Annotated in this window: 21 protein-coding genes and 1 pseudogene; 16 read left to right on the forward strand and 6 right to left on the reverse strand. The window is 58.4% G+C overall.

The genetic code is table 11. The features are described 5' to 3' along the window. Window positions 1–591 precede the first annotated feature (591 nt). Window positions 592–1377, reverse strand: a complete 786-nt coding sequence (locus tag ACVWYF_RS16090; RefSeq protein WP_457069814.1) for a helix-turn-helix domain-containing protein — start codon at window positions 1375–1377, stop codon at window positions 592–594. Window positions 1378–1822: 445 nt separating this feature from the next. Then, window positions 1823–3577, reverse strand: a complete 1755-nt coding sequence (locus tag ACVWYF_RS16095) for a L,D-transpeptidase family protein (RefSeq protein ID WP_457069816.1) — start codon at window positions 3575–3577, stop codon at window positions 1823–1825. A gap of 388 nt (window positions 3578–3965) precedes the next feature. Here ACVWYF_RS16095 and ACVWYF_RS16100 point away from each other — a divergent pair, with 388 nt between their 5' ends. The 3 genes from ACVWYF_RS16100 (at window position 3966) to ACVWYF_RS16110 (ending at window position 7955) form a co-directional block, all read left to right on the forward strand. Continuing rightward, entirely contained in the window at window positions 3966–5801 is a 1836-nt protein-coding gene (locus ACVWYF_RS16100) for a M1 family metallopeptidase (protein WP_457069818.1), read from the forward strand. Between the two features lie 91 nt (window positions 5802–5892). After that, window positions 5893–6813 (forward strand): cyanophycinase, encoded by a 921-nt coding sequence (locus tag ACVWYF_RS16105; protein ID WP_457069820.1) that lies wholly within the window; start codon window positions 5893–5895, stop codon window positions 6811–6813. Window positions 6814–6968: 155 nt separating this feature from the next. Then, window positions 6969–7955: an aldo/keto reductase gene (locus ACVWYF_RS16110; protein WP_457069822.1), complete on the forward strand. Its 987-nt coding sequence runs from the start codon at window positions 6969–6971 to the stop codon at window positions 7953–7955. Window positions 7956–8047: 92 nt separating this feature from the next. On the opposite strand, the gene ACVWYF_RS16115 is transcribed toward ACVWYF_RS16110, so the two are convergent. Then, window positions 8048–8971 carry an isoaspartyl peptidase/L-asparaginase family protein gene (locus tag ACVWYF_RS16115; protein ID WP_457069824.1) on the reverse strand — a complete coding sequence of 308 codons (924 nt, stop codon included), beginning with the start codon at window positions 8969–8971 and terminating at the stop codon, window positions 8048–8050. Between the two features lie 133 nt (window positions 8972–9104). Between ACVWYF_RS16115 and ACVWYF_RS16120 the strand changes: the two genes are divergently transcribed. Further along, entirely contained in the window at window positions 9105–9521 is a 417-nt protein-coding gene (locus ACVWYF_RS16120; protein WP_457069826.1) for a DUF3127 domain-containing protein, read from the forward strand. A gap of 108 nt (window positions 9522–9629) precedes the next feature. Beyond that, a complete protein-coding gene (locus tag ACVWYF_RS16125; protein WP_457069828.1) occupies window positions 9630–10259 on the forward strand; it encodes an AlbA family DNA-binding domain-containing protein in 630 nt (209 codons plus the stop codon). A gap of 331 nt (window positions 10260–10590) precedes the next feature. Here the strand turns inward: ACVWYF_RS16125 and ACVWYF_RS16130 are convergent, their stop codons facing one another. Beyond that, window positions 10591–12123 carry an alpha/beta hydrolase-fold protein gene (locus ACVWYF_RS16130; protein ID WP_457069830.1) on the reverse strand — a complete coding sequence of 511 codons (1533 nt, stop codon included), beginning with the start codon at window positions 12121–12123 and terminating at the stop codon, window positions 10591–10593. A gap of 166 nt (window positions 12124–12289) precedes the next feature. Here ACVWYF_RS16130 and ACVWYF_RS16135 point away from each other — a divergent pair, with 166 nt between their 5' ends. The 8 genes and pseudogenes from ACVWYF_RS16135 (at window position 12290) to ACVWYF_RS16170 (ending at window position 19627) form a co-directional block, all read left to right on the forward strand. Further along, window positions 12290–12997: an esterase family protein gene (locus tag ACVWYF_RS16135; protein WP_457069832.1), complete on the forward strand. Its 708-nt coding sequence runs from the start codon at window positions 12290–12292 to the stop codon at window positions 12995–12997. 53 nt (window positions 12998–13050) lie between these two features. Continuing rightward, window positions 13051–14262 carry an ATP-grasp domain-containing protein gene (locus tag ACVWYF_RS16140; RefSeq protein ID WP_457069834.1) on the forward strand — a complete coding sequence of 404 codons (1212 nt, stop codon included), beginning with the start codon at window positions 13051–13053 and terminating at the stop codon, window positions 14260–14262. A gap of 92 nt (window positions 14263–14354) precedes the next feature. Further along, a complete protein-coding gene (locus tag ACVWYF_RS16145) occupies window positions 14355–15458 on the forward strand; it encodes a carboxylate-amine ligase (RefSeq protein ID WP_457069836.1) in 1104 nt (367 codons plus the stop codon). A 120-nt stretch (window positions 15459–15578) separates the two neighbouring features. Beyond that, a complete protein-coding gene (locus tag ACVWYF_RS16150; protein WP_457069838.1) occupies window positions 15579–16403 on the forward strand; it encodes a type 1 glutamine amidotransferase in 825 nt (274 codons plus the stop codon). Between the two features lie 31 nt (window positions 16404–16434). After that, on the forward strand, window positions 16435–17625 hold the full coding sequence (locus ACVWYF_RS16155; RefSeq protein ID WP_457069840.1) for a hypothetical protein: 1191 nt from the start codon (window positions 16435–16437) through the stop codon (window positions 17623–17625). A 323-nt stretch (window positions 17626–17948) separates the two neighbouring features. Beyond that, a pseudogene (locus tag ACVWYF_RS16160) lies at window positions 17949–18071 on the forward strand (YkvA family protein); the annotation flags it as partial. 330 nt (window positions 18072–18401) lie between these two features. Further along, complete coding sequence (locus tag ACVWYF_RS16165; RefSeq protein ID WP_457069842.1) at window positions 18402–18701, forward strand: hypothetical protein; 300 nt, start codon at window positions 18402–18404, stop codon at window positions 18699–18701. A gap of 53 nt (window positions 18702–18754) precedes the next feature. After that, on the forward strand, window positions 18755–19627 hold the full coding sequence (locus tag ACVWYF_RS16170; protein WP_457069844.1) for a LysM peptidoglycan-binding domain-containing protein: 873 nt from the start codon (window positions 18755–18757) through the stop codon (window positions 19625–19627). 168 nt (window positions 19628–19795) lie between these two features. Here ACVWYF_RS16170 and ACVWYF_RS16175 read toward each other — a convergent pair whose 3' ends face one another. Beyond that, window positions 19796–20668: an SDR family oxidoreductase gene (locus ACVWYF_RS16175; RefSeq protein ID WP_457069846.1), complete on the reverse strand. Its 873-nt coding sequence runs from the start codon at window positions 20666–20668 to the stop codon at window positions 19796–19798. A 187-nt stretch (window positions 20669–20855) separates the two neighbouring features. Here ACVWYF_RS16175 and ACVWYF_RS16180 point away from each other — a divergent pair, with 187 nt between their 5' ends. From ACVWYF_RS16180 to ACVWYF_RS16190, 3 genes are all read left to right on the forward strand, one after another. Then, window positions 20856–21734 (forward strand): SDR family oxidoreductase, encoded by an 879-nt coding sequence (locus ACVWYF_RS16180; RefSeq protein ID WP_457069848.1) that lies wholly within the window; start codon window positions 20856–20858, stop codon window positions 21732–21734. 97 nt (window positions 21735–21831) lie between these two features. After that, window positions 21832–23106 carry an NAD(P)/FAD-dependent oxidoreductase gene (locus tag ACVWYF_RS16185; RefSeq protein WP_457069850.1) on the forward strand — a complete coding sequence of 425 codons (1275 nt, stop codon included), beginning with the start codon at window positions 21832–21834 and terminating at the stop codon, window positions 23104–23106. Window positions 23107–23168: 62 nt separating this feature from the next. Next, a complete protein-coding gene (locus ACVWYF_RS16190) occupies window positions 23169–23627 on the forward strand; it encodes a PA2169 family four-helix-bundle protein (RefSeq protein WP_457069852.1) in 459 nt (152 codons plus the stop codon). Between the two features lie 288 nt (window positions 23628–23915). Here ACVWYF_RS16190 and ACVWYF_RS16195 read toward each other — a convergent pair whose 3' ends face one another. Then, window positions 23916–25958 carry a DEAD/DEAH box helicase gene (locus ACVWYF_RS16195; RefSeq protein ID WP_457069854.1) on the reverse strand — a complete coding sequence of 681 codons (2043 nt, stop codon included), beginning with the start codon at window positions 25956–25958 and terminating at the stop codon, window positions 23916–23918. Window positions 25959–26148 lie beyond the last annotated feature (190 nt).

A 26148-nucleotide genomic window follows, 5' to 3' on the forward strand; every position in this document is an offset into this window, starting at 1 on the left:
AGTCTTACCGTGTAACACCCAGTGTTCGGGTGCTCAAATAGCTAGGATTATCAGGCTCGCAGTTTCCGTTTCAAGTTCAAATCTCCCTATGCATTTCATCAAACCATTGCTTTTATTAGTCTAGTGTAAATTATTGAAATACAGTAATTAATATGTTTAAAAATCTTCTTGGTAAGCATCTTTAAATAATCCCTATAAAAATTAGCAGTCAATACAATTGAATATTGCTGTTTCCATGATTATTTAGTCGTCGCCAGCAATGCTATCGGAAGCTAGATAAGAGCAAGCTGAAGCACATGACAAATTGAATAATATCCATACAAGCGCCACGGCATGCGTTAGAAAGCTTACAGCCAGGACCTGCCTACGGCCAGCGTTTTAGCAGTAGCATGCGGGTGGGCAGTCCAAATAAAACTGCAGCGAGATATCATGCTGCGCAGCCCGCATAGCTCTGTTTTTCCATCCCACCGCGTTTAACTATACGCTAAATTGACCCCGACAGATTCCTCCCACGCGCCCCGTCATAGTCCGGCAGCGTCCAGCTACATCGAGCTTGGAACAGCGGCACGCGGCACCATCATCCCCGGAAAGTTACTCGGGTTGATAATCGGCAAAGGAACCATCGCGGTAGAAAATCACAATCCGGCGGATGGGCTTATCGCCGCCCGCAAACAGCGCTGATGCCAAGGCCGCCCCCGGCGTCTCATCGGCCGACACTGGCAGAAGCGGCATAGTTGCAGCAGGCATTACTGCCAGAGGCATGGGCGTGGCAATGGTCGGGTCAGGGGTTGTGTCCTGAACCGCAGCTACCGCCGGGGGCAGTTCGGCCGTCACTGCCAGGGGCTGGGGTTGCGCTGGGGCAACATCCTGCGCCTGTAGCGAGGGGTCGGATGATACCGCATTGGCTACGAAGCGTTTGGCTACAATCCGGGTATGGTTCGGGGCAGGGGTGCCGGCACGTAGTGGAGCTGCCATGGGCACCGCAGCGCTGGCAGGCTGTTGCTCAGCGTATTCACCGCCGGGCGCAGGTAGTGGGGAAGCGGCCACGGCAGCCGGCACCACGGCCCGGGCACGCTCATCAACCGCCACGGCTACTGGCTCGGGAGTAGTTGGCGCAACCGCTGGCCCGGCGGCCTCTGACGATGCTGAAGTCCCCGCCGCAGTGGCCCCAGCCAACATAGGCCCGGTACCATTCAGGAGCCATGGCATGGCCAAATCGGGCATGGCGGCCAGGATGCGTTGGACGACTTCCAGACTGGGCTTGTTGCGCCCCGAAAGAATGTGGCTGACAATAGGCCGGGCAACGCCGATAACATCAGCAAACTGCGTGGGCGTAAGTTGTCGGCTTTCTATTAGGGTTCTGATGCGCTCAACCATGGTCGGTATTTTAATTACAAATGTAGCGTCTTAAATCAGAAGAAGCGAAAACATGGTAAAAAGCATCTAATTACAATTGTATTAAACACTAACAATTAGCCTTGTTTACAACTGTAACAGAATTGCCATTTACACCGCCTTTGACTGCTTTTAAATAAATGCAATCAGCACTTGACCGCCCATTCCCTGCTTCCCTGGCCATACGGGCACTCATTTCTCGTTTCTTCTCAGGGCCTTTTGTTTCATTGCTTCGATTTTGCAGGAAGGCCAGGGGCGCACGCAATGGCCAGGTGTACAACGGCATTTCCTGCCTGATGCACCACCCCGTTTTCGCCTGACTTGTCCGAAGCCTTAACACGAAAAAGGCCCGGCAACCTCTCGGTTGCCGGGCCTTTTGAAGTTGCCAGCTGCTCACGCGGAGGGAGCGGCAAAAATGTGGTACTGGCTAGTCGAAGTACTCACGGGCGAGCTTTTTATCCAGCCCGTAGATATCATCGCGGAAGTGCGGATGGCCGGCAGCATCGGCCCAAGCCGTGAAGTAGACCAGGTAAACGGGCAGCTTTTCCTTGAGGGTGATGTACTTTTCGCGGTGCGTAGCAATGGTGTCGAGGATGGTGGCCTGGTCCCATTCGGGCCGGTCGCGCAGCAGGTAGGTGGCCAGTTTAATGGGTTCGGAAAGGCGCACGCAGCCGTGGCTGAAGCTGCGGTTGCTCTGCGAGAACAGCTCGTCGTGGGGCGTGTCGTGCAGGTAAATGTCATTCGCGTTGGGGAAGATAAACTTCACATCACCGAGGTCATTCTTAGGACCAGGCCGGCGGCGCAGCGTGTATTTGAAGGTCTCCTGCGTCACGTTGGACCAGTCCACGGAGGATGGGTCGATAACGGTAGCCTTGCGGCCGGAGCCTTTCACCACCTCCATATCAAGGCGGTCGAGGTAGTTGGGGTTGGCCACTAGTTTATCGCGCAGCTCATTGTCGATGATGCTGAACGGCACGTTCCAGTAAGGAGCCAGCACTACGTACTCCATCTTGTCGCTGAATACCGGCGTTTCGTGTAGCACTTTGCCCACAATAACACGCATATTGAACGCCTCCTTGTCGGCTTCGATGACGTGCAGCGTGTACTCGGGAATGTTCACGAGGAGGTAATTCGGCTCGAATTTTTTGGGCAGCCAGCGCCACCGCTCCATGTTCAGGATGAGCTGGTCGATGCGCGTACCGATGGGCACGTTGAGTTCCTTCAGCGTCTCGCCACTAACGATGCCGGTCGACTTCAGGCCGGCATCCTGCTGAAATAATTTGACGGCCTGCACCAATTCGGCGTCATAAACCTGGGCAGCCGGCTTAGCAGCCGAAGTTCCGGGCTGGGCGGGAGTGGCCGGCGGCGTGCTGGTAGCAGCCCCGCCAGCACTATCGAGCAAGCGCTTGCGCAGAGCCGCAACGGCCGGCGACGCAGCACCGGGCTTCAGGTTGAGGGTGGCTGGGAGAGTAGGCCAGCCACCGGCGCGCTCCTGGGCGCGGTAGGTGGCCAGCGCCTTTTTCAGCTGGTCATACTCGGGGTGCAAGGGGGCAAACTCGTAGTAGTTGTAGCGGCTTTTGCGCTCGCCCAGGAAGGTAAGCAGGGCCTTATTGAGCTTGATTTTATTGGGTTTGACCATCCACGAAGTGTCCTTTTTATCGTGCGGGTTGGCCACGCCCCGATAGTAGTCGTTGGCCCACTTCATGTACGTTCCGGTTAGGGCGATATCGGCCTGACGCTCCAGCGTGTTGCGGCGCACGGAATCGCCCCTGACCTTTTCCAGCTCGGCCAACATCTTGGATATGTCCTTAACCTGGTAGTCTTTAGGATTAAGACCTTCATTACCAGCTTTAGCAATGATATCCTGCAATGTCTTGACCCGGTCTACTGGTTGGTGGTCCTTAAACCAGCCTAGCTTGAAGCCCCGTTCCCGGTAGAAGCGGCGCGCTGGCAGCAGTTGGGCTTTGAACTTAGGCTCGGCCTGGAAAGCTTTAATGACCTCCGTGCTGTCGAGTAACGGTTGGGGGCCGGCTACGGTGGTGGTAGCCACAGACGAGTCGGCTGCCGTTTGCCCGGCGGTCTGGGTCTGCGAATCGGAGCCGCAGGAGGCAAGGGTAGTGCTGCCAAGGGCCGCCACAAGGAGCAGCCACAGCAGGGAAGTAATTCGAAGAAAGAAATGCATTGAGGGAAATAAAGCGGGCGAAAAATAGCCTCGGCTATGGCCGAGGACCGGGCGTTGTACTGCCAAGCTGCTGGCGGGGTTGCGCCGGGCCGCCCGCAGGCAGTCCGGTTGCAAAGTACGCCATTGCGAGGCACAGCGTACTGCCGCAGGGCCGGAATCGTGCCAATTTCGGGCAAAAAGCACTGTACCTGATGCCGACCTATCTCAAATAGCCGTATTTGGCGGGGTATAACTGGCATCCGGTACTCCCTGGCGGACGGCTTCTATGTGCAGGTGCGGCCAAACCACCGGGGCGGCTGTTATTTCGGGCCGGCGTTTGGCACCGTCCCGACTTGCCCAACGCGTCACGCCCACCCAAGCATTTCCGATTCTCTCTCCAACCTCCTGTATGACTCCCGCATCCGACCTCGCGCCCGCTGCCCTGCCCACCGACCCACACAGCTTCGCCGGCAGCAGCCCGGTGCGGGTGCGCCACCTCGCCCTGGCCCTGACAGTCGACTTCGACCAGCAGGCCCTGGCCGGCACCGCCACCTGGCACCTCGCCAATCCCGGTGCGGCCGCCGAGCTCGTACTCGACACCCGCGACCTGACCATTGAGGCAGTTGAAGCGCTCGATGCCGCAGGCCAAGCCACGGCCACCAACTTCACGCTGGGTCTGCCCGATGCCGTGCTGGGCCAGGCGCTGGGCATTGTGCTGGCACCCGGAATCACGGCCGTCCGCCTCCGCTACCGCACGGCCCCGCACGCGGCGGCTTTGCAGTGGCTGAAACCGGAGCAAACGGCCGGCACCGAGCCGTTCCTCTTCACGCAGTCGCAGGCCATTCTGGCGCGCACCTGGCTGCCGTGCCAGGACTCGCCGGGCATCCGCTTCACCTACGAGGCCACGGTGCGCGTGCCGGCCCACCTGCTGGCCCTGATGAGCGCCGAGAACCCGCAGGAGCGTAGCGCTACCGGCGAGTACCACTTCCGCATGGCGCAGCCCATTCCGGCCTACCTCATGGCGCTGGCCGTGGGCGACCTCGCCTTTGCCCCCCTCAGCAACCGCACCGGCATCTACGCCGAGCCGGCCACGCTACCGGTGGCCACCCACGAGTTTGCCGACCTCGAAAGCATGGTGGCCGCTGCCGAGCAATTGTACGGCCCCTACCGCTGGGAGCGCTACGATTTGCTGGTGCTGCCTCCCTCCTTCCCCTTCGGCGGGATGGAAAACCCGCGGTTAACATTTGTAACACCCACTATCCTCGCGGGTGACCGCAGCCTGACCAGTCTGGTGGCGCACGAGCTGGCCCACTCATGGTCGGGCAACCTGGTTACAAATGCAACGTGGAATGATTTTTGGCTGAACGAGGGATTCACGGTGTATTTCGAGCGCCGCATCATGGAACATTTGTACGGCCGCGAATATGCCGACATGCTCCAGGTGTTGGGCCGGGCCGCGTTGCATCATACCATCGAAGAAATCGGGGCGGCTAGTCCCGACACCCATTTGCACCTGGCCCTGGCTGGCCGCGACCCCGACGAAGGCCTCACCGAGATTGCCTACGAAAAAGGCTGCGCCCTGCTCCTGACGCTGGAGTCGCTCATCGGCCGGCCCCGGCTCGATGCCTTTATTAAGGAGTACTTCGCCCGCTTCAGTTTTCAGGCGATGGACACCGCCACCTTCCTGCACTACCTCCGCGCCGAGCTGCTGGACCCGGAGCCCGGCCTCGAAGCCCGCCTGAACCTGGCCGCCTGGGTCGACGGCCCCGGTCTCCCGCCTAACGCGCCAACCCCGACTTCCCAACGCTTTGCCAAGGTCGACCAGGCGCTGGCCGGCTTGGAAGCAGGTACTGCGCCGGTCGACCTCCGCCCGGCCACTACCGAGTGGAGCAGCCACGAATGGGTCCATTTTCTGCACCGCCTCTCCCCGACCCTGACGGCGGAGCAGTTGGCGGCGCTGGATGCGGCGTTCCACTTTACCACTTCCGGTAATGCCGAAATTCTAGCCGCCTGGTTTCCGCACACGCTGCGGGCCGGATACGTGGCGGCCGATGAAGCCGTGAAAAACTTTCTGCTTCACGTAGGCCGGCGCAAATTTGTGGTGCCGCTCTACCAGGCCTTGCTGGCTACGCCCGACGGCCCGGCGCGGGCGCGGGCCATCTATGCCGAAGCCCGGCCGAACTACCACTCCGTGACGACCGGCACGCTCGATACCTTACTTGCCGCCCGGCCCGAGCGTCATTAATCCCCATCCGGCCCGAACTTTGCCTCGGGCTTTGGCCCGGCCACATTTCGGCCATTTCGTTTTTGCATCACTCCGTAATTTCCGCCATCCGTTGAAAACCATCATTCCGCTCGGCAAGCTCATCGCCGTGGGCGGCAACGAGGACAAGGGCACGTACCCCAACCCCCGGACCCGCCGCAAGTATTACCTCAACTTTTTCGAGTTGGGCATCCTGAAGCGCATCGTGCTCGAAACCGGCAAAACCGACCCGCGCATCGAAGTTGTGACCACCGCCTCCATGATTCCGGCGGAAGTAGGGCCGATTTATACCGGTTCCTTCGCCATGCTCAACTGCCTGAATGTGGGCATCATGGACATTCGCACGCCCGAGGATGCCCGCCAGCCCGAGTACCTGGAGCGCCTGCTGGCTGCCGATGTAGTGATGTTTTCGGGCGGCAACCAGTCGCGTCTGCGCGAGATGTTCGGCGAAACCGACTTCCTCGACCGCATGATTCAGCGCTATTATGCTGAGCCGAATTTCGTGATTGCCGGCACCAGCGCCGGGGCCATGGCCATGTCGCACTACATGATTCGCGGAGGCTCGGTGCCTGATGCCCTGCTGAAAGGGGCCGTGAAAATGGGCACCGGCCTGAGCCTGCTGCCCGCCGCCATCATCGACTCGCACTTCGTGAAGCGCGGCCGGTTTGGCCGGCTCATCGAGTCGGTGGCGCTGCACCCCAAGCTCATCGGCATCGGGCTGGGCGAGGACACCGGCGTGCTCATCACCGAAGGCAATCTGGTAGAAACCATTGGCTCTAACCTGGTTATCATTTTTGATGGCCACAACATCCAGCACAACAACGCCGCCGCCGCCAAAAAAGGCACGGTGCTTTCCATCGAAAACGTGACCATGCACGTCCTAGCCAAAGGCAACGTGTATGATATGCGGGAGCGGAAGTTCTACCCTAGCAAAGACGTGCTGGCCCCCGCCGCAACTCCGAGCGTGGCCATCGATATTTCGCCCGGTGAATAAATCTTCCCGGTATTTTGCTCATCAAAGCCCGCTCATTCACAAAATGAGCGGGCTTTTTGCTGCCATTGCCGGGTTCTTCTCGTACGCTAGTTTGGAGTTACCCGCCCATCGCGGAGCCGATTCCACCGCTCTCTCAAACCCCAACTTCAACTATTATGAACTACCGCAAGCTCGGCAAAACCGGATTTTCCGTCTCTGAAATAAGTCTGGGCACCTGGCAGGTCGGCGGCAAATGGGGCGACCCATTCAGCCACGCCAACGCCGATAAAATCCTGAACGCCGCCGTCGATGCCGGCATCAATTTCATTGATACTGCCGACGTGTACGGCGACGGCGAGAGCGAGAAAGCCGTGGGCCGCCTGGTGCGCTCCCGCTCCGAACGCCTTTTTGTGGCCACGAAATGCGGCCGCCGCCTCCAGCCCCACACCGCTGAGGCCTACCAGCCCGCCGCGCTCCGCCAGTTTGTGGAAGACAGTTTGCGCAATATGCAGCTGGAAACCATCGACTTGGTTCAGTTGCACTGCCCACCCACGGAGGTGTATTATCGCCCCGAAATTTTCGGCGAATTTGAGCGTCTGCGTGAAGAAGGCAAAATCCAACACCTCGGCGTAAGCATCGAGAAAGTGGAAGAAGGACTGAAAGCCATTGAGTTCCCCAACGTGACCACGGTGCAGCTTATTTTCAACCTGTTCCGCCAGCGCCCGCCGGAGCTGCTGTTCAAAGAGGTCGCCCGGCGCGATATCGGCCTGATTGTGCGCGTGCCCCTGGCCAGCGGCCTGCTCACCGGCAAGTTCTCCCCGCAAACGCATTTCTCCGCCGCCGACCACCGCAACTTCAATCGCCACGGCGAAGCCTTCGACAAAGGCGAAACCTTCGCCGGCGTGGATTACGAAACCGGCCTCGCCGCCGTGGAAGAATTGAAACGCGTTTTCGGACCTCAGACAGCCCTTGCTGCCCAGGCCCTGCGCTGGATTCTGATGTTCGACGAAATAAGCTGCGTCATTCCCGGCGCTTCCCGTCCCGAGCAGATTCTCTCGAACCTGCAAGCCACTGATTTACATCCACTTACTACGAAGCAAATGCAGGCCGTGCGGACGATTTACGATGAGCGGATTCGGCCGCTGGTGCATTACAGTTGGTAGATTATTGTAGCGCGAACTTTGTAGTTCGCGTCCCCGCGCCATGAAACCGGCTCTAACGGCGCGAGGACGCGAACTACAAAGTTCGCGCTACGCTACTCCTTATAGATAGCCACCATTGCCTCGCCTCCCTCAACCCGGCTGGCGCGGTACATTCCCTCCGAGTTGAACGGCAGCGTAATGTTCCCTGCCGCGTCCACGGCAATCAAACCGCCCTCGCCGCCCACGGGTCCCAGCTTGTCCTGCACCACGATACGGGCTGCTGCTTCCAACGATAACCCCTTGTATTCCATCAAACAAGCCACATCGTAAGCCGCCACCGCCCGGATGAAATACTCCCCATTGCCGGTGCAGCTGATGGCGCAGCGCGCATCGGCCCAGGTGCCGGCCCCGATGAGCGGCGTGTCGCCGATACGGGAGTAGCGCTTGTTGGTCATGCCGCCGGTGCTGGTAGCGGCGGCCAGGTGGCCGTGCTGGTCGCGGGCCACGGCCCCCACAGTGCCTTTTTTCCAGTTTGGGTCGGCGGCGTGGTCGAGCTGCATTTTGCCCGAAGCGATGGCATCCTGGAGCTGGTCGAAGCGCTTTTGGGTGAAGAAATACTCCACCGGTTGCAGCGGCAGGCCGTGCTCGCGGGCCAGTTCGTCGGCCCCGGGGTAGGCCAGCAACACATGTTCGGTATGCTCCATCACGAGGCGGGCGGCGCGGATGGGGTTCTGCACCTGGCGCACGCCAGCTACCGCGCCGGCCAGTTTATTATGGCCGCTCATCAGGGCAGCATCCATTTCGTGGTGGCCGTCGTGGGTGAACACGGCCCCGCGCCCGGCGTTGAAGAGCGGGCAGTCTTCGAGGCTGCGCACGGCGGCTTCTACGGCATCGAGGGCGGCCGCCCCATCGCGCAGCATATGGTAGCCGGTGCTCAGGGCCGCTTCGAGGGCCGTGCGGTAGAGTTGTTCATCGGCGGGAGAAAGCGAGGCGCGGGCAATGGTGCCGGCACCCCCGTGGATGGCAAAGGCGAACATATATATAAGGAGTAAAAAAAGACGAGAGAAAAGCGCTCGCAAAGGTAGCCGGAGGGAACGGTGGCGGGGCCGCTTGCGTTTTTTTTCGTAGGTTTGATGTTCAAGTCTACAAATCCAAAAACACCCCATTTTTATGGCATACGACGTAACCGGCCGGCTGCACGAAATATTTGACGAACAGCAGGTAAGCGAAAAGTTTCGCAAGCGCGAGTTCGTGCTGGAAGTCCAGGACGGCCAGTATCCCGAGCATATTAAGTTTCAGATGGTTCAGGACAAAACCAGCCTCATCGACCCTTTCAAGATGGGCGACGAAGTGAAGGTAACCTTCAACCTGCGCGGCCGTGGCTTCAACAAAAACGGCCAGATGCTGTACTTCACCAACCTAGAGGCCTGGAAAATTGAGGCAGCTGGCGCTGCCAACTACGGCGGTGGTGGTGGCCAGCAGCAAGCCGCTCCTCGCCCTGCTGCCCAAAACCAGAACCCCACGCTGCGCGCTCAGCCTTCGGCCGCGCCCATCGCCAGCGACGACGACAACGACCTGCCCTTCTAAGGCCAGCCGTTCATTCCACTGGCCTGGCTATGGGATAACACGTTCGAAAATGCCGCCTCCGGTACCCGGGGGCGGCATTTTTTATGCCTGCTTTACGTATAATATTTCATGGACTTACACGAGCTGATAGCGCGGGGCGAAGGCGAGGAACTGGAATTCAAACAAAAAACCACGCACCCGCACCGCATTTCTCGCACGCTGGTTTCGCTGGCCAACACGCGGGGCGGGCTGGTGCTGGTAGGTGTCGATGATGCCGGCCGCATCTTGGGCGTGCGCGATGCGGAGGAAGAGTTGTTTGTGCTGCGCGATGCCGCCGCGCACTACGTCGACCCGCCCCTGGCCGACCTGCGCTTCCACGAAGTGGAGGAAGACGGCCGCACCGTCCTCATCGTGACCGTGCCCGAGAGCCCGAGCAAGCCCCACCGCGCCCAGGTAGCTCCCGACGATTGGCGCGGCTATGTGCGTGTGCGTGATACCAGCGTGCAAACCAGCGGCCTCACCGAGAAGCTGTTAGAACGCCAGCAGCCACTAGAGTCCCGCTTCGAGCAAATCCCGCTCAGCAAGCAGGAGCTGGCCGTCATCGACTACCTGAAAACCCACCCCCGCATCACACTAGCCCAGTTTATGAAGCTGGTGAATTTTGGCAAGCGCCGCGCCTATCAAACCCTGATAAAGCTGGTGCTGCACGGCTACATCCGCCACCACGACAAGGAGAAAGTGCCTTACTACACTATCTGAACCACGGATTGGCTCGGAATCAGCGGATTTTGTGAACGGCGAAGTCATTGCTTTTTAAAACAGAACAGCCTGCTCAATGAGCAGGCTGTTCTGTTTTGATTTCAAAAGAATTACTCCTGCTTGCGGGCGCGGGCTACTTTCTTCTCGTCTTTCTCCGCCTTTTTTTCTTTGGTGGTTTTAACGGGTTCTTTCTTTTTTTCTTTGCGGGCATCCTGCGCTTTGGCCATGATTGAAAAGAAGTTTAGGTAAGGGAATGGGTTTCGGTTGTTTCAACGCACGGCCGGGCCGGCGTGTTGTAGTGGGCGAAGGTAGAAACTTTACCGAAAACCGCCTACAAAATGGGTAAATACCGCTCACGGATGATGTTGAGGTGGTGCCGCTCGTGGCCGGGCACAATGTAGAGCAGCGCTCGCACCGTGGCGGGGCCACCGTTGGCCATGCCCCGCCGGCCCAGCTGCTCCGCAGTGAAAGTATCGAACAAGGCCACCGTAGCCGCACGGGTGGCATCGTACTCAGCCAGGAGGCTGGCAATGGAACGGGTGTTGGCCCCGCTGTGCGCTACGTAATCGTCCTGCTCGAAACCGGGCAGGTTCTGCCCATCGTTGCGGGCAAAGCGCATGGCCCGATAAGTAAATACCCGCTCAGAATCAATCTGATGCAGCAGCATTTCCTTCAGGTTCCACTTGCCGGGAGCGTATGTTTTTTCGGCTTGCTCTTCGCTCAGTCCGGTAAAGACGGCGTGGATTTCGGCGGGCTGGGAGCGTAAAACTTCGCGCGGGTCGGCATCGGCCGGCGCTAAGTTGATATAGCCGGCGGCGTACGGCAGGAAGTCACCGTCGACAGGGCGAGTCAGGAACATGGGAGCGGGAATTGAATGAGTAGCAAGGACTACGGCGCTTGGCAGGGGTTGCCCAACGGCATTTTCGGGAGTGGGCAGAACCAGCGGCGCGACAACCAGCGCGACTGGCGGAGCCAAAGGCGGCAGAATGGCAGGGGCCAGGCGCGGGTCGAGCTGCAGGCGCACCACCGGCAGCGGAATGGGCAACACGGCGGCATTTTCTTCTTGGCCAAACGCCCAAATCAGAAAGTCGGGCATCACCCGGCCCCAGGTATCAGGGTGGTGGTGGCCGCCTTCTACCTGCACATAGCGCAGGGCCTTTTGCGTATCTAAACCGCAGGCAATCAGCTCTTCGATTAAGTCCAAACAGTCCTCAATGGAGTCGATGACGCCGTTTTCGTTCCGGTCGCCGCGCTCATCGAGCGTGCCCACCTGCAGCCAGAACCGGTGGCTGGGATGCAGCCCACCGGCCCGCACCAAGCCGTGCATGATGCGGTCGGCGGGCGTGTAGCCGGCCCCCACGGCCCGTTGCCTCCACCAGAACGAGCCCGAGAATGCCCCGGCCCGCGCAAACGCCTCCGGGTGGTGCCACGCCAAATCGAAGGCCGACAGGCCGCCGAGCGAAAAACCGGCCATTACCGCCTCGGCCGGGTCGGCCGAAACCTGGTAATGCGCTTGTATAAAAGGCAATAGCTCTTCCAACACAAACTGCGCATATGCGCCGGCCAAACTGCCCCGGCCGTTGAAATCGGGATGGCCGACGGTGCCGTACTCCTGCACCCGCAATTCGTTGGCGTGCATGCCCACAACCACAAAGGGCCGCACCGCCCCCCGGGCATATAGCCCATCGAGCGTTTCCTGCAAGTGCAGCCGCTCAAAATCCTGCCCATCGTTAAGGTACAGCACCGGGCAGGGAACGGCCGGGGCCAGGCCCGCCGGGGGCAGCAAAATGCTCAGCTCTACCTCGCGCGCCAAAAAGCTGGACAGTAGCACTTCCCGGCAAAGGCGGGTGCCAACGGATGACATTAAGGGGCTGGTGGGGTCTGCAAGCATCAAACAAAGTAACGCCGCCCGGTTGGAATGCGCTTCGTAATCAAATTAAAACCGGATAAATGCAGCCGGTCCATGATTTCTTTGCTAGTTTGCCGCACCGCTCCCCAAATATTTCCCCGCCCTCCTTCCCCCCCACCCCGTGCAGGAACAACATCGCCGCTTTTACTCGCACCACCTCGGCCAGGATATCGATATGCTGGTTTTCGGCACTTGGGGCTACCCGGTGGTCATCTTTCCCACGTCCGGCGGCCGCGAGTACGAGGCCCGCGACTTCAAGCTCATCGAGGCGGCGCGTCCGCTCATCGAGGCTGGCCGGGTTAAGCTTTACTGCATTGACAGCATCGACCAGCATTCCTGGTACGCCAAGCACCTGGAGCCCCGCCTCCGGATTCAGAACCACGTTTTCTACGACCAATTCCTGAGCGAGGAGCTGGTGCCCATGCTCCAGCAGGAGTGCCACGTCGATAAAATTGCGGTGGCGGGCTGCAGCTTCGGCGGCTTCCACGCGCTCAATTTCGCTTTCCGCCACCCCGACCAGGTGGCGCATCTATTCACAATGGGCGCGGCCTTCGACATCCGCCAGTTTGTGGACGGTTACCACGACGACAACGTGTATTACAACAACCCGCCCGAATACCTGCCCGGCGCGTACAACGAGCATTTCCAGTGGATGAACATCATCCTGGGCACTGCCGAGCATGACTTCTGCAAAGAAAGCAACTTCCAGATGGCTCGCATACTCAGCGAAAAAGGCATTCATTACTCGCTGGACGTGAAGCCATTCGGCAACCACGATTGGCCCGTGTGGCGCGAAATGTTCCCCCAATACCTCGCCACCATCGGCTAAGCCGCTCCTTATTCCGTACCCCTATTACCGCCCCCAAAACTCCTAATTGACCTATGAAAAAAATTGGCATCCTCTTCGGACAGGAAAACACTTTCCCCCAAGCTTTTATCGACCGCGTGAACGAGAAAGCCGTGGACGGCATCACGGCCGAGTTTGTGAAGATTGAGCAAGTAGAGCAGGCCGTACCCTGCGGCTACGACGTCATTATCGACCGTATTTCGCAGGATGTGCCGTTTTACCGCGCCTACCTGAAAAACGCGGCCCTGACCGGCACGGCCGTTATCAACAACGCCTTCTGGTGGAGCGCCGACGAAAAGTTTTTCAACAACGCCCTGGCCGTGCAGTTGGGCGTGCCGGTACCCAAAACGCTGCTGCTGCCCAGTAAGGCCCGTCCCGACGACACCTCCGAAAATTCGTTTCGCAACCTGGCCATGTTCGATTGGGAGCGGGCGTTTGAGCGCATCGGCTTCCCGGCTTTCATGAAGCCTCACTCCGGCGGTGGCTGGAAGAGCGTGTATAAAGTCGACAACCCCGAGGAAGCCTGGCGCGCCTACGACGAAACCGGCCAGCTGGTGATGCTGTACCAGGAAGCCATTGAGTTTGACGACTACTTCCGTTGCTACTGCCTGGGCGGCAAGCACGTACTCATCATGCCCTACGAGCCGCGCAACGCGCCTCACGAGCGCTACCAGACCACCATGAAAACCCAGGGTGAGGCTGGCCAGCAGTTGCTCGACACCATCAAGGACTATACCCTGCGCCTGTGCCAGGGCCTGGGTTACGACTTCAACACCGTTGAATTTGCCGTGCGCGCCGGGATACCTATCGCCATCGACTTCGGCAATCCCGCCCCCGATGCCGACGTTAATTCGGTTGGTGCTGAGAACTTTGAGTGGGTAGTAGAACACGCGGCGCTGCTGGCCATTGAGCGCGCCCAGGCCAACCAGGCTGGCAAAACCAATCTCACCTGGGGCAGCTTCGTGCAGAATTCGGTGGGCACCGCCCCCAGGAAATCGGTGGCCAGTAAAGCCGACGTGCAAGTAGGCAGCTCCCTGAGCGAAACCAACGACCTTGGTGCCACCGGTGCCCCCAAGCCCACTGCCAAGAAAGCGGCTGCCCCCAAAGCAGCCAGCGCCCCCAAGCCCGAGCCGGCGACCGGCGCAGTTCCCGTAGCCAAAGCCCCGGACGCCAAAAAACCGGCTGCGCCCAAAGCCACCGCCGCAAAAGCGCCGGCCGCCAAAAAGCCTGCACCCAAAAAGGCGTAATCACCTGATTTAAGCCCCGCCGTACCTGCCACTCTCCCTGGCGTGCTGGGTACGGCTACGCTTATTCCTTTCCTATTTTATTCGTCCCGTCCATGCCCACCCCCGTGTTTACCCTCGGCATCGAGGAAGAATTTCAGACCATTGACCCCGAAACCCGGGAGCTTCGCTCCCACCTCTCGCAAATCGTCGAAAACGGCAAAATCACGCTCCACGAGCAGGTGAAGGCCGAAATGCACGAGGCCGTGGTGGAAGTGGGCACCAATATCTGCCAGAATATCGGCGAGGCGCGTACCGAGGTGCTGCACCTGCGCCGCCAGGTAATTGAGCTGGCCGACCGCCAGGGCCTGAAAATCGGGGCGGCCGGCACGCACCCGTTTTCGCGCTGGCAGGACCAGCCCATCACGCCCGATGTGCGCTACGATAAAATTGTGGAGGAATTGCAGGAAGCTGCCCGCTCCAACCTCGTTTTCGGCATGCACGTCCACGTCGGCATCGAAAACCGGGAGATGGGCGTGTACATGATGAACACACTGCGGTATTTCCTACCGCACCTGTTCGCGCTCAGCACCAACTCTCCTTTCTGGGAAGGCCGCGAAACTGGCTATAAATCATTCAGAACCAAAGTTTTTGAGCGATTTCCGCGGACTGGGATTCCCGGTTTTTTTCACAGCGCCAGCGACTACGATGAGTTTATCGCGCTGCTGATAAAAACCGGCTGCATCGACAACGGCAAGAAAATCTGGTGGGATGTGCGCCTACACCCCTTTTTTGACACCATCGAGTACCGCATCTGCGACATGATGATGCGCGCCGACGAAACCATTGCGGTAGCCGCTGTTATGCAGGCGCTGGTGGCCAAAATCTACAAGCTCAAGGCGCAGAACCTCAATTTTCGCGTCTACCGCAGCGCCCTCATTAAGGAAAATAAGTGGCGCGCCGCCCGCTACGGCCTCGATGGCAACATGATTGACTTCGGCATTCAGGAGGAGGTGCCCACACGCAAGCTCATCCTGGAACTGCTCGATTTCATCGATGACGTGGTGGACGACCTTGGCAGCCGCCACGAAGTAGAATACGTGCTGAAAATGATGGAGATGGGTACCGGGGCTGACCGCCAGCTCCACGTCTTCCGCGAAACCGGTGACCTGACCAAGGTGGTCGACTATATTCTGGCCGAAACCACGTTCGGCCTGTAACTGAATTATCTTTGCCTTCGCAACGCCAGCCCTCCGGTTGGCGTTGCTTGTTTTTACGCCTGGCTTCGGCTTGGCCTTTTTCTATTTTTTGGCTGCAATGCCCTATTTATTGAGTAATATATGAAAGCTATTCGCATTGCCATTTTGGATATGTATGATAACGCCCGTAACGAAGGAATGCGCTGCATCCGGCAGCTGCTGGCCCGTAGCGCGGAAGAAAACGGTGCCCGGTTTCGCGTCGACACCTTTAATGTGCGGGCCGAAAATGAGTTGCCCGGCTTGGATTATGACATTTACGTTTCGAGCGGCGGCCCCGGTAGCCCACTACCTTCCGACGAGCTGTGGGAACCCCGCTACTTTCGCCTGATTGACGCAATACTTGCTCATAATCAAGTTAATGAGGAGAAGAAGCACTTACTGCTAATTTGCCACTCGTTTCAGTTGGTAAGCCGCCATTTGGGCGTGGGCACCATTAGCCGGCGCAAATCCACCTCGTTCGGCGTGCTGCCGGTACATTTCACGCCGGCCGGCGCGGCCGAACCTACGCTACGGGGCTTAGCTGACCCGTTTTACGTGGTCGATTCGCGCGATTATCAATTGGCCGACCTCAACATGCCGCGCATCGAGGAATTAGGAGCCAAAATTCTATGCCTGGAGAAAGAGCGCCCCCACGTGCCCCTGGCCCGCGCCGTGATGGCCATCCGCTTCTCGCCGGAAGTATTCGGCACGCAGTTTCATCCCGAAGCCGATGGCGAAGGCATGTTGCGCTACATGCTCACCGACGAGCGCAAGCAGCAGGTAATCACCGCTTATGGTGAAGCCAAATACCACGAAATGGTGCGCCTGCTGGCCGACCCGGACACGATTGAGTATACCGAATCCATCATTCTGCCTACTTTTTTACGTCGCGCTTTAGCCCAGTTGGGTCAGCTCACGGCCGCTTAATTCCTGCCCGCATTCAGCCGCTCCTTTCCTTATGATTCCTGAGCACCGCCACCGATACAACGCCGCTTTCACGCCCGAGAAATATCAGGAATTGCTGGCCGATATCGACCAGCAATTTCCCGGGCAATTAGACTTTCGGGTGGCCGAAACTCCGGTATTTATTCCGGCTGATTTGCGCGATAAATTAATTGCGGCCGGCGACTCAATTATTGACGTTATTCAGCAGGACAATTTCAAGGAATTAACCGAAGCGGCCATCCCCCCGCACCAGCGCGTACCCGGCGATGAAGGCCGACCAGATTTTTTAACATTTGATTTTGCCGTGTGCCGTAATGCCAGCGGCGACCTGGAACCTCAGCTCATCGAGATGCAGGGCTTCCCCTCGCTCTACGCATTTCAGGCTTGGTTACCAGGCATTTTTGGACAACATTTTCCTATTTCAAATTCCGTTTCTCCTTTTCTGAATTCACCGGATGCTGTGGGATATCGCGAAGAAATGCGCGGCTTTTTATTGGGTGATGAAGCACCAGAAAACGTTATTCTGCTGGAAATATATCCGGAGAAACAAAAAACTCGAATCGACTTTGTTTTAACGAAGGAGTTTTGGGGAATTGAGGCCATTTGCCTCACCAAAGTTCGCAAAAACGGGCGGCAATTATTCTACGAAAAAGACGGGCGACAAATTCCAATTAAGCGCATTTATAACCGCGTTATTTTTGACGAATTGGCGCGCTATCCGAATTTGCCCGGCGAGTTTAATTTGACCGATGATGTGGACGTAACCTGGGTGGGACACCCCAACTGGTTTTTCCGGGTCAGTAAATACACATTGCCGCTGCTCAACGGGCCGTTTGTGCCGCCCAGCTACTACCTGCACAAACTAACTTCCTACCCCAAGGACCTGGAAAACTACGTGCTCAAGCCCCTGTTCTCTTTTGCCGGGGCCGGTGTGCGCCTGCACGTCACCGCCGCCGACCTGGATGCCATTACGGACAAGGAACACTATTTATTACAGCGCAAAGTACAGTACGAGCCCGTGGTGCAATCGCCTGACGGTCTTGTGAAAAGCGAAATTCGTCTCCTTTACATCTGGCAGCCCGGCCAGCCGCGCCCTACGCTGCTTTGTGGTCTCAGCCGCCTGAGCCGGGGCGAGATGATTGGGGTTGATTTTAATAAGAACAAGGATTGGGTGGGCGGCACCACGCCCCTGTTCGAGCGCTAGCGCCGCTGGCGCAGAGTGAAGCGGGCGTGAACAACACGGGGCGATTGCGCGTAAAGCCCGCCCAACATCCTTTCACCCGCATCGTTATGCCCATGTCTCCGCTGGCCGAAAAAGGCCTCAAAATCTCCAAAAATGCCCTTTTCAACGTCTTTATTGGTCGCGCTACCAAGCTCCTGGGCAAGCCATTCAAGGTAGTCACCATTTTGAATGAAACGGCCGATAAACTATCCAGCAAGGATAGTAAGGACAATAAGTTCAAGCAGTTATTCGATGTGGCCCTCACGCTGGTACGGCTGGTTCGCGCCTACATCAGCGGCGAGTACCGGGACATTTCTACCAGCACCGTTATTTCGGGCTTGGCTGTGTTGCTCTACGTGGTGTCGCCCATCGATTTAATTCCTGATTTCATTCCGGTTATCGGCTTTCTAGATGATTTGAGCCTGATAAGCTGGTTTTTGGGCAAGTTCCAGGGTGAAATCACCAAGTTCCGGGAGTGGGAGCAAACCGGTGCCCGCGCCGCCGTCGGCAGCCCCGGCCCAGATGCCGCCGCCGAACCTGCCCGGGGCGACCAGGTCCAGCCCAGCGTGGCCGAGCTTGGGCATTCGTAACTTGCTCTTCGTAATTAAAGCCTCAGCTCCGGCTGGGGCTTTTTTCGTTACCCTGCCAACCAAACCGGCTGATTATTTGCTACTGCCGGCCCGCCACTGGCCAAACTCTAGCCGCTCTCTTTTACTTTTAGCAAAGTGCGCTTCGCGCCGCTGTGCTGCTCCACCCGTATGCCGACTTTTGTTGTTTCCCTACGCCTGCCCGATGCCTTCAACGAGGAGTTCATCGCCCTCATTCCGCGTCACCGCGACTTCATCAACCGCCTGCTGAACGAAAAAATTGTGGAATCTTATGCCATCAGCAGCGACCGGAGCCGGGGCTGGGTCACCATGAACGGCGATGATGCCGCCGCGGTGCAGGCCCTCGTCGAACAGTTTCCGCTCTACCGTTTCCTGCGTGGCGTGGAAATTGATGAGTTGTTCATCTTCGACAGCACGGCCTCGCGCTTTCCCCACATCAATCTTAATTAACCCTGCTTCGCTCCGTACTTTTGGAGCAGCCGGCCGCTCATTTCAAGCCTTTTATGCCTGCTTTTCCCATTACGACTTCTACTGCCCTACGCTTTGTCATTCCGGGCGGCATTCTGGCTCTGATGGCCGCCGCAGCCCCCGCTACCCCGCCCCCTATCACCACGGAGCAGCTCACGACGCGCATGAGCTCGGCCATCGAAAGCCTGAAGTTTCTGCGCTGCACCGTGAAGGCCCAGGAGCGCATCGAGGGCAGCATTCACCAGGCGCGCAGCATTATGAAGCTGACGTATAAGCCGCTGCGCATTTATATTAAGAACCAAAAAGGAGTGGAAGTGCTCTGGTTGGCGGGCCAGAACAGCGGCGATGCTTGGGTGTATCCGGCGGCTTTTCCCTACGTCACCCTCAGCCTGGACCCCAACGGCAAGCTGATGCGCGGCGGCCAGCACCACACGGCTTTGCAGGCCGGTTTCGGCACTATTTCGGACCTGCTGCGCACTACCACCCTGCGCCAGGACAACTCCTACAGCCGCTCGTTCCGCTACGTGGGCGACACTACGCTGCTGGGCCACACGAACTATGTGCTCCGCTCCGACTACCCGCAATACCGCTACGTGAGCTACAAAGCCGTTAAAAACGAAACCATTGGCACGGTCGCCGAGCGGTTTGGCTGCGGTGAATTCCGCATCATCGAGCGCAACGGCCTGAGCATTGGCGACAAAATCCCCGAAGGCAAAGTGCTACAGGTGCCTAATTCGTACGGCCGCCGCACCACGCTCTGCGTCGACCCCAAAACCTACCTCCCCACCATGGTGCAGGTGAATGACGAGAAAGGGTTGTTTGAAAAATTTGAATTCCAAGACGTAACTCCCAACCAGCCCATTCCCCTGGAGGAATTCACAAAGGACTATAAAGGATACAAACTCTAAACCACATATTGTCAATGACTTGACAGATAAAAACGGATTCAGGCACTTCTCTTATGCGACCTGGTGCAAATCAAAACAGGCCCGTAACTGAATAGCTACGGGCCTTTTTATGCTACCTGATTTCGATTGAATCCGTTCTTATCTGTCAAATCCGTGACAATCTGCGGTTCAGCGACGCATGGTTTTCTCGATAGTATCCCACATATCGGACGTCAGCATTTCGAGCTTGTTGAACTCGCCGGCTCCGTTCAGCCACTCGCCGCCGTCGATGGTCACGACTTCGCCATTCACATAGGCCGAGAAATCCGATACCAGATAAGCGGCTAGGTTGGCCAACTCCTGGTATTGGCCCACGCGCTTGAGCGGCACACTAGCGGCCGGGTCGAGCTTGCTGGCCAGCGGCTCGGGGAACAGGCGGCTCCAGGCCCCTTCCGTGGGGAACGGGCCGGGTGCGATGGCGTTGGAGCGGATGCCATACTTGGCCCATTCGACTGCTAATGAGCGCGTCATGGCCAGTACGCCGGCCTTGGCCGTAGCCGAAGGCACCACGAAAGCCGAGCCCACCGAGGCGTAAGTAGTCACAATATTGAGGATGGTGCCGGGCTTTTTGTCGGCAATCCAACGCTTGCCCACGGCCAGCGTGCAGTTGTAGGAACCGCGCAGCACGATGTCCACAATCACATCGAACGCCTTGTGGCTCAGGCGCTCGGTGGGGCTGATGAAGTTGCCGGCCGCATTGTTGAGCAGCACATCCACACCGCCAAATTCCTGGATGGTGCGCGCCAGCATTGCCTCCACTTCGTCGTACTTGCGCACGTCGCAGGCAATGGCCAGCACGTTGCCCCCGGTCTGCTGGCGAAGCTCGTCGGCCGTTTTCTCCAGCACGTCCAGCTTGCGGCTGGTGATGGTGACGTTGGCCCCCAGCTGGAGGAAATAGGTGGTCATGGCCCGGCCCAGGCCGGTGCCGCCGCCGGTTACGATGATGGTTTTGCCAGCCAGGGCGTTATCGCGCAGCATGGGCTGGGTGTAGGGTGCGTTCATTCGAAAAAAAGACGGTGAGGGTGGGATAAGCGGGTCGGTCCGCCGCCCGAAGGTACAAGGCTGCTGGTGCGAATGTTAGCCCAACGCACCTCAGAAGTCGGATTATTTATTTTCAATGCCGAATATAGTGTTTCATATTTTTTTCTCACCTTCGCAGCTTGAAGGCATTAAAAGGTACTGACACTGCATGACTAGTTCCATTTCCGGGGGCTCCACGAGCCCGGCTGCGGGAGCGGGGCTCCCTACCATATTAGTGCTGGGCTGCGGCTGGCTGGGCATGGCCCTGGCCCGGCAGTTGGCAGCCTCCGGTCACCCCGTGCTGGGCACCACCACCACCCCCGAAAACCTGCCCCTGATGGCTGCTGCCGGCATAAATGGCCATTTGCTGCGGCTGGGTTCCGATTTTGGCGCGCCAGCTGAGGCCCTGCTGCATCGCCTGCTCAGCGCCGCCGATGTGCTGGTGCTGAACGTGCCGCCCCGCGCCGCCGCCGCCGGTGCCTACCCCACCCTACTGCGGCCCATTCATCGGGCCGTGGCCGCCGCCGGCACGCCGCATGTCCTGTTCGTGAGCTCTACCAGCGTGTATCCAAACGAGCCGCGCCTCATGCGCGAAACCGATGCCGTCAGCACCCGCGACGCGGCTTCGGATGTGCTGCGGGCCGAAGGCCATTTCGTGCCGCGTTACGGCCAATGGAAAAGCACTGTGGTGCGCCTGGGGGGACTCATTGGCCCGGAGCGGGCCCCCGGCCGCTTCCTGGCGGGCCGCCAGGGCCTCGACCAGGGCAACGCGCCCGTCAACCTCATCCACCTGACCGATGTAGTCGGCGTGCTGTCCTGCATCATTGAGCGCGGGACCTGGGGCCATACCCTGAACGTATGTGCTGCCCAGCACCCGCGCCGCCGCGATTTTTATCCGGCTGCCGCCCAGTATCTTAACCTGACCGCTCCCACTTTTAAAAATGAGGAGGGAGTGAGCGGCAAAACCATTGACAGCAGCCTGGTACGGAGCATCGTGCCCTATCAGTTCAAGCACGACGACGTGCTGGCCTCCCTGGCCTACTGCTAGGTAAGTTGTAGTATAAGCTTTCGCTTGTGCAATCATCAGAACGGCTACCGCCACACGAGCGAAAGCGTATGCTACCCGCCGGCCGTACCTTTGCCCCGTGAAAAAAGATGCTGCCCAACCCCTCGTGGCCGTACTCGGCGGCGGGGCGGCTGGCTTTTTTGGTGCCATTGCCTGTGCCGAAGCCAACCCCCATATATCCGTTATTTTGCTGGAAAAGACGGGCAAGCTCCTCGCCAAAGTGCGCGTTTCGGGCGGGGGGCGCTGCAACGTGACCCATGCCTGCGATACGCCCGCCCAACTAGTGGCCCACTACCCGCGCGGCAGCAAGCAGCTCAAAGCAGCCTTTCAGCAGTTTGGAGTGCCTGAAACCATTGCCTGGTTTGCTAAACGTGGTATACAATTGAAAACGGAAACCGATGGCCGCATGTTTCCCACCACCGATTCGAGCGAAACCATTGCCCGCGCTCTGGAAGAAGCGGCCCGCCAGGCAGGCGTCCGCATCATCACCAATGCCAGCGTTGATGAAATCCAGCCACTACCGCAAGGTGGGTTCAACCTGAAAATCAGCGGCTCAGGCAGCGCGCAGCTGGGCACTTCGCTGCTGGTTTCACAATTACTCATCGCCACCGGCGGCAACCCTAAATCAGCTAATTACGACTGGTTACGTGCTCTCGGCCACCACATTGCTGAGCCGGTACCCTCGCTGTTCACCTTCAACGTACCCAGTTCGCCCCTAAGCGAGCTCATGGGCGTGAGCGTGCCCCAGACCCGCGTGGTGTTGGCCGGCGAAAAGCTGCAATACGAAGGCCCACTGCTCGTCACGCACTGGGGTGTGAGTGGCCCGGCCGTGCTCAAACTCTCCGCCTGGGGTGCCCGGCGGCTCAGCGAACTCGGCTACGCAGGTACCGCGCTTATAAACTGGATACCAGCCTTCACCGAAGAAACCCTGCGCCCCTGGCTGCAACAGTTCCGGCAGGAAAACGGCCGGAAAACGGTAATCAGCAACCCGCAGTTTGGCCTGCCCCAACGCCTCTGGCGCAACATAGCTGAGCAGGCCGGTATCAGCGCCGAAACCCGCTGGAGCGACCTGCCCGCCAAAGCCCAGAACCGCCTGCTCGAATTATTGCTCCGCATGCCCTTGGCCGTGCGCGGCAAAACCACTTACAAGGAAGAATTCGTGACCTGCGGTGGCATCGTCCTCGATGAAGTCGACCTCAAAACCATGCAGAGCCGCCGACTAACCGGCCTGTATTTCGCGGGTGAAGTGCTGGACATCGATGGCATCACCGGCGGCTTTAACTTCCAGGCGGCCTGGACCACCGGCTACTTGGCCGGACGAGCAATGGCTGAGCCGGTGGGTGTGGCAGTGTAACCTTCCATGCGAACAGGCAGTAAAGGAAGACATAATCTTTCACTTCAAAATACTCTTTCCTCATGGAAGCCAAAGCCACCCAAGCCCTGCTCAACGAATTGGTTGAAACCCTCAAAGACGGCCAGAAAGGCTACGCCGAAGCAATGGTTGACGTACAGGATGCTGACCTAAAGGACACGTTCAAGCATTTCGCCGCCCAGCGCTCGAGCTACCTCAATGAAATTGAGGACCAGATGTTCAAGCTCGACCTCAAGCCCGACACCAACGAAGGTGCCCAGGGCTCCATCACCGGTGCTGTACACCGCGCTTGGATTGACCTGAAATCAGCCGTAACCGGCAAAGACCGTCACAGCATCCTCGCCGAGTGCGAGCGCGGCGAAGACTACGCTAAGAAAGCATATCAAACCGCGCTAAAAGCCGAAGGCCTGCCCGCTGCGCTGAAATCGGTTATCGAGAAGCAGTACCAAGGCGTGGTTGAAGGCCACGACAAAATTAAAGCCCTGCGCGATTCGTCGAAATAAGGACCGCAGATTTTAACGGATTTGACGGATAAGAACGGACTCTGATAAACTCGTTTTTCTTTGTAATCAAATTCGCTGAATCACAATCAAAAAAGGCCCCTCGATTATTCGAGAGGCCTTTTTTATAGCACTAACTTTAAAGAATATCTTTACTAATTATCACCGACAAACAATAAATATATGGCTAATGAATACCTGATAGATAACTACGATGGTAGATATCGACCGGATTGCAACAACCCGGCCGAATCTGCTCCTATCCGTCAAATCCGTTAAAATCTGCGGTCCTTATTCGTCAAAGCTTTCGTTGCGGGGCGCACGGGGCGCGGGGCGCGTATCGTACTCGCGGGGCGTGCCGTAGCTCGGCTTATTGCCATAGCTGGGCTTGTCGCCGTAGCTGCCTTTGTTGCCGTAGGCCGGCTTGTTGCCGTAGCCGCTACCACCTTCGCGACGCTCGCCACCGCCGTAAGCAGGTTTGTTGCCGTAGCCGCTGCCACCTTCGCGGTTGCCTTTATAGCCGCCGCCGTAACCACTGCCACCTTCGCGACGCTCGCCACCGCCGAAGCTGCCACCACCACGATTGCCGCCTTTGTAGCCGCCGCCGTAGCTGCTGCCACCCTCGCGACGCTCACCACCGTTGAAGGGACGACGCTCCCGGTCACCACCAAAGCCGCCGGGACCACCCGTGCCGCCCGTGCGGTTGAAACCTTCCTCTTTAGCCGCGCCTTCCTGCACGGGAGTGGCAATGCTGAAGCTAACCGGCGTACCCTGGATGCTGGTGCGGCCCAGTTTGCTCACAATCTCATCGGCGTATTCCGACGGTACTTCCACGAAGCTGAACTTGTCATAGAGGGCGATGTCGCCCACTTTGGCACCGGTCAGGTTGCTTGATTCCGAAATCAGGTCCACGATGTCGCGGGGGTGAATCCGGTCTTTCTTGCCCATGGTCACGAACAGACGGGTGTAGCCGGGGCGGGCCTGGCCGGCCGCCTTGCTGGCGTCGAGGCTCTGCTGAGCACTCTTGTCCTCTTTCATCGTCATTTTCAGCAGCGCAGCAGCAATGTCGAGCGAGGTAATGTCTTCGCTCTGGTCGAGCAAGCGCTGCACACGGCCCACGTACTTGTCCAGGTTGCCTTTGTCCACGATTTCCTTAATCTGGTTCAGGAACAACGTGGTTTTCACTTCCGACACATCGGCGAACGACGGCACCTGCTCCAACTTGATGTCGGCCTTGGTGAAGCGCATGATATCGCGCAGCTTGTAGATGTCGCGGCCGCTCACAAACGTGAAGGCTTTGCCCGACTTACCAGCGCGGCCCGTGCGGCCGATGCGGTGTACGTAATATTCTTCGTCGGCCGGCAGGTCATAGTTCACGACGGCCTCCACGTTGTCCACGTCGATGCCGCGGGCGGCTACGTCGGTCGCAACCAGCACTTCGATGGTCGACTTGCGGAATTTATCCAGTGTATTCTGGCGCTGCTGCTGGCCCATGTCGCCGTGCAGGCCTTCGGCGAAGTAGCCTTTGGCTTGCAGGTCCGACACGATTTCGTCAACCATGCGCTTGGTGTTGGCGAAAACGATGGTCGACTTCAAGTTGAACATGTCGAGCAAGCGGCTCAACACGTCCTTTTTCTGGGGGCCGCGCACCTCGTAGTAGCTCTGCTCGATGTTGGTCACCGTCATCGTCTTGTGGTTCACCTTCACTACCTGCGGGTCGCGCTGGTACTTCTTGGTGAGCTCCATGATGGGCTTGCTCATCGTGGCCGAGAAGAACACCGTCTGGCGCTCCTTCGGCATCTTGCTCAAAATGAACTCGATGTCGTCGCGGAAGCCCATGTCGAGCATTTCGTCGGCTTCATCCAGAATGATTTTGGTGGTGTTCTCCAGCTTCAGGGTGCCACGCTCGATGTGGTCCATGATGCGGCCGGGCGTGCCGATAACAATCTGCACACCACGCTCCAGGGCGCGGAGCTGACGGTCGTAAGGGCTGCCGCCGTAAATGGGCACCACCATCAGGCCACGCTTGTACTTGCCCAGTTTCTGGATTTCGCCCGAAACCTGCACCGCGAGTTCGCGGGTGGGGCAGAGCACCAATACCTGCACGTCCTTGCTCTCGGTATCAATGTTATCGATGGCGGGAATGGAGAAGGCAGCGGTTTTGCCGGTACCCGTCTGGGCCTGGCCAATAACGTCTTTGCCGGCGAGCAGCACGGGAATAGCAGCGGCCTGAATGGCCGAAGCTTCCTCGTAGCCCATCTCGGTGATGGCGCGTTGTACTTCCTCGGAGAGGTTCAGTTCGTCAAAGCGAACCACAATTTTTTCAGCTTCCATGATTGGAGTTGATAAGGGGGAAAAGAGACTTAGCTCTGAAAACAGCCGTACTCAGCGACGTTTCCCCTCCTTCTACCTTGTCACAATCAGGCGGGAAAAAACAACCAAAAAACTACGCGGCCAATGCGTTAGCGCCTCTCTCGGGCTTGCGCGGACTTGGGCCGTCCTCAAATGCGGGTGCAAAGGTAGG

The sequence above is a fragment of the Hymenobacter sp. UYAg731 genome (assembly GCF_054061335.1).

Coding starts and splice junctions, on each gene's coding strand:
- ACVWYF_RS16090 (WP_457069814.1), bottom strand. CDS start 1,377: ATGGTTGAGCGCATCAGAACCCTAATAGAAAGCCGACAACTTACGCCC.
- ACVWYF_RS16095 (WP_457069816.1), bottom strand. CDS start 3,577: ATGCATTTCTTTCTTCGAATTACTTCCCTGCTGTGGCTGCTCCTTGTG.
- ACVWYF_RS16100 (WP_457069818.1), top strand. CDS start 3,966: ATGACTCCCGCATCCGACCTCGCGCCCGCTGCCCTGCCCACCGACCCA.
- ACVWYF_RS16110 (WP_457069822.1), top strand. CDS start 6,969: ATGAACTACCGCAAGCTCGGCAAAACCGGATTTTCCGTCTCTGAAATA.
- ACVWYF_RS16115 (WP_457069824.1), bottom strand. CDS start 8,971: ATGTTCGCCTTTGCCATCCACGGGGGTGCCGGCACCATTGCCCGCGCC.
- ACVWYF_RS16120 (WP_457069826.1), top strand. CDS start 9,105: ATGGCATACGACGTAACCGGCCGGCTGCACGAAATATTTGACGAACAG.
- ACVWYF_RS16125 (WP_457069828.1), top strand. CDS start 9,630: ATGGACTTACACGAGCTGATAGCGCGGGGCGAAGGCGAGGAACTGGAA.
- ACVWYF_RS16130 (WP_457069830.1), bottom strand. CDS start 12,123: ATGTCATCCGTTGGCACCCGCCTTTGCCGGGAAGTGCTACTGTCCAGC.
- ACVWYF_RS16140 (WP_457069834.1), top strand. CDS start 13,051: ATGAAAAAAATTGGCATCCTCTTCGGACAGGAAAACACTTTCCCCCAA.
- ACVWYF_RS16145 (WP_457069836.1), top strand. CDS start 14,355: ATGCCCACCCCCGTGTTTACCCTCGGCATCGAGGAAGAATTTCAGACC.
- ACVWYF_RS16150 (WP_457069838.1), top strand. CDS start 15,579: ATGAAAGCTATTCGCATTGCCATTTTGGATATGTATGATAACGCCCGT.
- ACVWYF_RS16155 (WP_457069840.1), top strand. CDS start 16,435: ATGATTCCTGAGCACCGCCACCGATACAACGCCGCTTTCACGCCCGAG.
- ACVWYF_RS16165 (WP_457069842.1), top strand. CDS start 18,402: ATGCCGACTTTTGTTGTTTCCCTACGCCTGCCCGATGCCTTCAACGAG.
- ACVWYF_RS16170 (WP_457069844.1), top strand. CDS start 18,755: ATGCCTGCTTTTCCCATTACGACTTCTACTGCCCTACGCTTTGTCATT.
- ACVWYF_RS16175 (WP_457069846.1), bottom strand. CDS start 20,668: ATGAACGCACCCTACACCCAGCCCATGCTGCGCGATAACGCCCTGGCT.
- ACVWYF_RS16180 (WP_457069848.1), top strand. CDS start 20,856: ATGACTAGTTCCATTTCCGGGGGCTCCACGAGCCCGGCTGCGGGAGCG.
- ACVWYF_RS16190 (WP_457069852.1), top strand. CDS start 23,169: ATGGAAGCCAAAGCCACCCAAGCCCTGCTCAACGAATTGGTTGAAACC.
- ACVWYF_RS16195 (WP_457069854.1), bottom strand. CDS start 25,958: ATGGAAGCTGAAAAAATTGTGGTTCGCTTTGACGAACTGAACCTCTCC.